At 72.1% G+C, this 6,000-nt stretch carries 3 protein-coding genes; all 3 read right to left on the bottom strand.

What is annotated here, in order from left to right:
• Positions 1-544: SCO3242 family prenyltransferase (locus K7854_RS31470; protein WP_226029958.1), on the bottom strand; the 544-nt coding region annotated here is incomplete at its 3' end.
• A gap of 134 nt (positions 545-678) precedes the next feature.
• On the bottom strand, positions 679-1,863 hold the full coding sequence (locus K7854_RS31465; protein WP_226029956.1) for an inositol-3-phosphate synthase: 1,185 nt from the start codon (positions 1,861-1,863) through the stop codon (positions 679-681).
• A 227-nt stretch (positions 1,864-2,090) separates the two neighbouring features.
• A complete protein-coding gene (locus tag K7854_RS31460; protein WP_226029955.1) occupies positions 2,091-5,807 on the bottom strand; it encodes a ThuA domain-containing protein in 3,717 nt (1,238 codons plus the stop codon).
• Positions 5,808-6,000: the final 193 nt, after the last annotated feature.

Genomic DNA, 6,000 nt, shown 5'->3' with positions numbered 1-6,000 from the left:
CGCCGGTGGTCTCCCGGCGGGAGACGGCGGTGACCGCGAGGGTGTGGCTGCCGAGCAGCGCGGCGGAGGGCAGCGCGGCCCGGGTCCCGCCGCCGGTCGCGGCGGCGCCGAGGAGCAGGTCCAGGCCGCGGGCCGCCGCCATCGCCGCGGGACCGGCCGGGGTGTGCTTCAGGGCCAGGTCGTAGGCCCAGACGGTGGCCGCCAGCGGGGCGGCCACCGCGAGGGCGGGCCGTCCCGCACCGGCCGCGAGCGCCAGGCCGGCGCCGGTGAGGGCCCCGGCGGCGGTCAGCGCGGCGGCGGGGCGGATGCGGCCGGACGGGAGGGGGCGGTGCGGGCGTTCGGCGGCGTCCTCGGCACGGTCGGCCCAGTCGTTGAGGGCCATGCCGGCCTCGTACAGGCACAGGGAGGAGCCGATGGCGAGCAGGGTGCGAGGGCCGGGGCGCGCACCGGCCGCCGCCGCACCGGCCAGGGCGTCGCCGGGGACGGTGAACAGGGCGGGCAGGCGGAGGAGTTCGGCCCAGGCGCCGAGGCGGGCGGAGCGCATGCCGGGGGTGTGCGGTGGGTGCGGCTCGGGGCCGCCTCGGGGCGGTGCGGCGGCCCGGGGGCCGGGAGCGGAGGCCGCCTGCGCCGTTCCGGCCTCCCGTGCGGTCGTCTCCCGGTCCGCGGCGACGGCGCGGTTCATCGCCGCGCCCCGTGTTCGTCGGCCGCGGCATCCCCGGAACCCGAGCCGTCGGCGCCGTCGGCCAGCCGCCTGGCGAAGCGTTTCAGCTCCGTGTACTGCTCGGCCAGGGACGACGGACCGTCGCCCACCGGGTCCTTGAAGAAGAAGCCCAGTTCGCCCAGCGGGCCGGACAGGCCGCGCTCGTGGGCGCGGGCGACGAGACGGGCCAGGTCCAGGACGAGCGGGGCGGCGAGGGACGAGTCGCAGCCCTGCCAGGTGGTCTGGAGGACCATGCGCGCGCCGAGGAAGCCGTCGAAGGCGACGTGGTCCCAGGCGGTCTTCCAGTCGCCGAGCGCGGGCACGTCGTCGATGTGGACCTCGCCCTCCACGGGGGCGCCCAGGGTGTCGGCCAGCACGCGCTCCTTGCCCGCGTTCTTCGCCGCGGCGGCCGCCGGGTCGGCGAGCGCGGCTCCGTCGCCGCCGCCCAGCAGGTTCGTGCCCGACCAGGCGCGCACCGCCAGCGCCCGCTGCGCGAACATCGGGCCCAGCACCGAGCGCAGCAGGGTCTGCCCGGTCTTGCCGTCGCGGCCCGCGTGGGGCAGCCCGCTCGCCGCGGCCGGTGCGGCCAGCGCCGGGTGGTGCAGGCCGGTCGAGGGGGTGAAGTTGACGTATGGGCAGCCGGCCCGCAGGGCGGCGGCCGCGTACAGGGAGCTGGCGGGCAGGGTGTTCCCGGTGGGCGCGGGCTCGGTGGAGGCCACGTTCACGACCACCGTCCGTTCCGCTCCGGTGCGTCGGGCGAAGTCGGTGATGTCCGCGGCGAACGCGGCGATCAGCTCCTCCTCGCCGCGGGTGTCGCCGGGCAGCGGGCCGCCCGGGCGGATCTCGCGGTCGGCCGCGCCCAGCTCGGCGCCGACGGCCGAGGGCAGCCCGTGCGGCAGCACGCCCCCCGCGGCCAGCGCCTCCGCCCGCTTGGGCAGGGGGCAGTCCACGGTGTCGTGGCCGCCGAAGACGAGGGACGGCAGGGCGGGCAGTCCGGCGCCGGCGAAGTCGGGGGTCTCGGTGACCATGCCGGTCGGGGGGTGCAGCCCCGCGGTCACGGCGGCGCAGCCCGCCACCACCGTGGTGGCGACGGAGCCGCGGGCTCCGATCAGCCAGACACCGGTGCGGGAGCCACGGGAGGAAGCAGAGGGGGACGCGGACATGGGCAGCCTCCTTGTCGAGCGCGTCGGGCACACACGAGCGGTGGTGCAGCCTGGCCTGGTGCGGCCGGGCGTGAAACGGCCGGCGTGGGACAGCCGGGGGTGGTGCGGCCGGGGGTTTTGTTCGAGGTGACGGCGGGCGGAGGTCCGGCGTCCTCCGCCCGCCGCCGTTCCGGTCGCCCCTCGGGGGCGCCTCCCGCGGGAGGTCACCCCTCAGGGGCGGGTCCGCCCTAGGAGGGCAGTTCCTTGAGCTGGATGTTGCGGAAGGAGACCTGGTCGTCGGCGCCGTGGTTCTGCAGGCCGATGTAGCCGTCGGTCAGGCTCCGCTCGGGGTCCTTGTTGGTGAAGTCGTTGATCTTGACTCCGTTGAGGAACACCTGGAGGCGTTCGCCCTGGACCTTGATCTCGTAGGAGTTCCACTGGCCGGGCGGCCGCAGGACCTGGTCACGGGCCTTGATGTTCGCCGCCTTGAAGGTGTAGATCGCACCGGTGGTGCGGTCCACGGCGTCCGTGGCGTCGATCTGGATCTCGTAGCCCTTGTTCACCGCCGACCAGGGGTCGTCGGAGGCCGGGAAGCCCACGAAGACACCGGAGTTGTCGTCGCCCCGCATCTTCCAGTCGAGCTTGAGGGAGTACGACTTCAGCTCCTTGGCCTGGTACCAGAGCAGGCCCATGCCGCCCTCGGACTCCAGGACGCCGTCCTTGACGTTGAACTTGCCGGGACCGGCCTGCTTCCAGCCCTCCAGGGTCTGGCCGTTGAAGATGTCCCGGTAGCCCTTGGCCGGCTTGCAGTCGGCCTTGACCTGGCCGGTGGCGTACTGCATGCCGCCGAGCAGGTGGCCGCGGAAGGCCTCGTCCGCGTAGGACTCCTTGGTGTGGCCCATGCCGGTGTAGAAGGAGCGGCCGCCGCCGTAGTTCTGGCACCAGGCGATCGGGTGGTCGCCCTTCATGTTCCCGCCCTGGTAGGTGGTCTCGTCCAGGGTGGCCAGGACCTTGGCCTGCTCGCGCGGGTTGGTGCGGTAGTTGTACCACTCGTCGGTGCGCTCCCAGGCGTCGTCCAGGTGCGCGGTGGCCGGGTGGTCGTGGTCCTCGACGCGGACGGTGGCCTTCTGGATGGCCGGGTGCGAGTCGAAGTAGGCGCCGACCAGGCCGCCGTAGAACTCCCAGTCGTACTCGGTGTCGGCGGCGGCGTGGATACCCATGTAGCCGCCGCCGTTCTTGACGTAGTTCTCGAACGCCTTCTGCTGGTCGGCGTTGAGGACGTCACCGGTGGTGGACAGGAAGGCCACCGCGTCGTACTTGGCGAGGTTGGCCGTGGTGAACTGCCCGGCCTCCTCGGTCGCGGTGACGGAGATCCCGGCCGGGGTGCCCAGCTCCTTCAGGGCGGCGATGCCCGCCGGGATGGAGTCGTGGCGGAAGCCAGCGGTCTTGGAGAAGACCAGGACCTTCTTGCCGGCCTTGAACGGCTCCGTGGAGAACTCGAAGTCGTCGATGTCGAACAGCGCGCCCTCGCCGCCCTTGAAGACCAGGTAGATGTCGGTGGTCTTCTTGGGCAGGGCCCGCAGCGGCACGTCGACGTCCTGGAAGGTCTCCCAGCTGCCGGTCGGCGGGATGTACGCCGAGCCGTGCAGCGGACCGGTGGGCGAGCCGGTGCGCAGCTCGACGTAGCCGCCGGCGCCGCCGGAGGAGGCCCGGACGGTCAGCTTCTTCTGCCCGTCGAACTTGTAGGGGCTGAAGGAGATCCAGTCGCCGTCGTTGATGTCACCGACGGTCTTGCCGCCGTTGGCGCCGGTCTTGTCGATCGGCGACACGCCCTGCTGGGCGGAGAAGTGCTCGGCCTGGCGGTGCGGGGGCTGGATCACGGTGCGGGCGGTCCCGGTCAGGGCCTCCTGGCCGTTGGCCCCGCCGTCGGTGTAGCTGGCGCCGACGACGCCGTAGATGTTGGCGTTGGGGTCGTGGCCGCCGTCGCCGGGCGGCGGGTTGAGGGTGCCCTCACAGCCCATCTCGCTGGTCAGCTCGTGGGCGTGGGAGTCGTGGCCGAGGCTGTAGGCGACCTTGACCTTGGAGCAGTCGATGGTCTCCTCGGGGTCGGTGACCTTCACCTTGAAGGGGATGGGCTCGCCCATGGGCAGCAGGGTGCCGTTGCCCGGGGTCTCGATGACCACCTTCGGCTCGGTGTTGCCGACCACGATCCGGACGCTGGCGTTGCCGGTGTTGCCCTCGGGGTCCTTGGCGGTGAAGGTCGCGGTGTAGGTGCCGACCTTCTTGTACTTGTGGGTGGGCGTGAGGCCCTCGCCCTTGGTGCCGTCGCCGAAGTCCCAGCTGTAGGTGAGGTCCGGGGAGTCGGCGTCCTTGGCGGTGGCGGTGAAGGCGACCTTCAGTCCGGCCGCGCCGGAGGTCTTGTTCGCGCTCACCTCGGCGATCGGTGAGAAGCCGTCCGCGGCGTTCTCGATCCGGTACAGGGCGGAGTCCTTGTCGCCCTGGAACCAGGACAGGCCGTAGTCGAGGACGTAGAGCGCGCCGTCGGGGCCGAACTCCATGTCCATGATCTGGGTGCCGGTCCACGGGAAGTCGTTGATCTTGGCGACCGTGCCGTCCTCGTTCTGCTCGATCCGCTTGATCCAGCGGCGGCCGAACTCGCCGGCGAAGAAGTCGCCGTCGTACTCCTCGGGGAACTTCACCTTGGAGTCGAGGTCCGGGTCGTAGCGGTAGACCGGGCCGCCCATCGGGGACTCGGAGCCGCTGCCGAACTCGGGCACGGAGTCGTCGTCGTACGGAATCCAGGCGGCCTGCGCGGGCGGCAGGTCGGTGAGGCCGGTGTTGTGCGGCGAGGTGTTCTTCGGGGCCGCGCAGTCGAAGGTCTCGCCGGAGGTGCCGGTGGCGAAGTCGTAGTCGACGTACGGGTCGTTGTCACCGGTGCAGAACGGCCAGCCGAAGTTGGCGGCCTTGGTGACCTTGGCGAACTCGACCTGTCCCGCCGGGCCGCGCTTCGGGTCGGCGGCGCCCGCGTCGGGGCCGTAGTCGCCGACGTAGACCGTGCCGGTCTTCTGGTCGACGCTGATCCGGAACGGGTTGCGGAAGCCCATCGCGTAGATCTCGGGCCGGGTCTTCTCGGTGCCCGGCTCGAAGAGGTTGCCCTCCGGGATGGTGTACGAGCCGTCCTCGGCGACCTTGATGCGCAGGATCTTGCCGCGCAGGTCGTTGGTGTTGCCGGCGCTGCGCCGGGCGTCGAAGGCCGGGTTGCGGTCCGGGCGCTCGTCGATCGGCGTGTAGCCGTCGGAGGCGAACGGGTTGGAGTCGTCGCCGGTGGAGAGGTAGAGGTTGCCCTCCGCGTCGAAGGCGATGTCGCCGCCGACGTGGCAGCAGGTGCCGCGGGAGGCCGCGACGTCCAGGACCTTCTTCTCGCTGGCCATGTCCAGCGTGCCGTTGGCGTTGAGGACGAAGCGGGAGAGGCGGTTGACGCCGTCGAACTTCTTGAAGTCCTCGGCGGTGCCGTTCTCCGGGGCGTCGCCCGCGGGGGTGTCGAGCGGCGGGGCGTAGTAGAGGTAGATCGCCCGGTTGTTCTCGAAGTCCGGGTCGATGCCAACGCCCTGCAGGCCCTCCTCGTCGTGGTTGTAGACGGGGATCTTGCCGGCGACCTTGGTGACGCCGCCCTGGTCGGTCAGGCGCAGTGTGCCGTCGCGGGCGGTGTGCAGGACGCTGCGGTCCGGGAGCACCGCGAGCGACATCGGCTCGCCCATCTCGGGCTCGCCCTTGGCGAGGGGTACCTGCTGGAACTGCCCCTCGGCGGCGGCCGCGGTCTCGTCGTGCTCCGGGTGGCCGGGGTGGGCGCCGGCGACGGTCGCCGGGGTGCCCACGGCCAGCAGCAGGCCGGTGAAGAGGGCGAGGGTGGTGCGAAGCCTGGGGCGCCTCGCGGTCGTGGTGCCTTTGAGTCTGGTTCTGTGCACGAAGTCCCTCCGGGAACGGGTGGGCCGTACGGGATGGGTGCGAAGACGTGCGATGCGGGCGCCGGGGTGCGCCGTCACCCCGGAGGCGTGAGTGTCCTGGACACTTCAGGGACGGTAACCGCGTTCTTCCGGGGCCAACACCCCTTGGACCGCAGCTGGTTGAACTTTTTCCCAACTCAGGACAAAGCGGGAT

This window comes from Streptomyces hyderabadensis (assembly GCF_020404845.1).
GTDB classification, from domain to species: Bacteria; Actinomycetota; Actinomycetes; order Streptomycetales; family Streptomycetaceae; genus Streptomyces; species Streptomyces hyderabadensis.
Note: the sequence above shows the minus strand (reverse complement) of the source record. Positions and strands in the feature narration are given on the sequence as shown.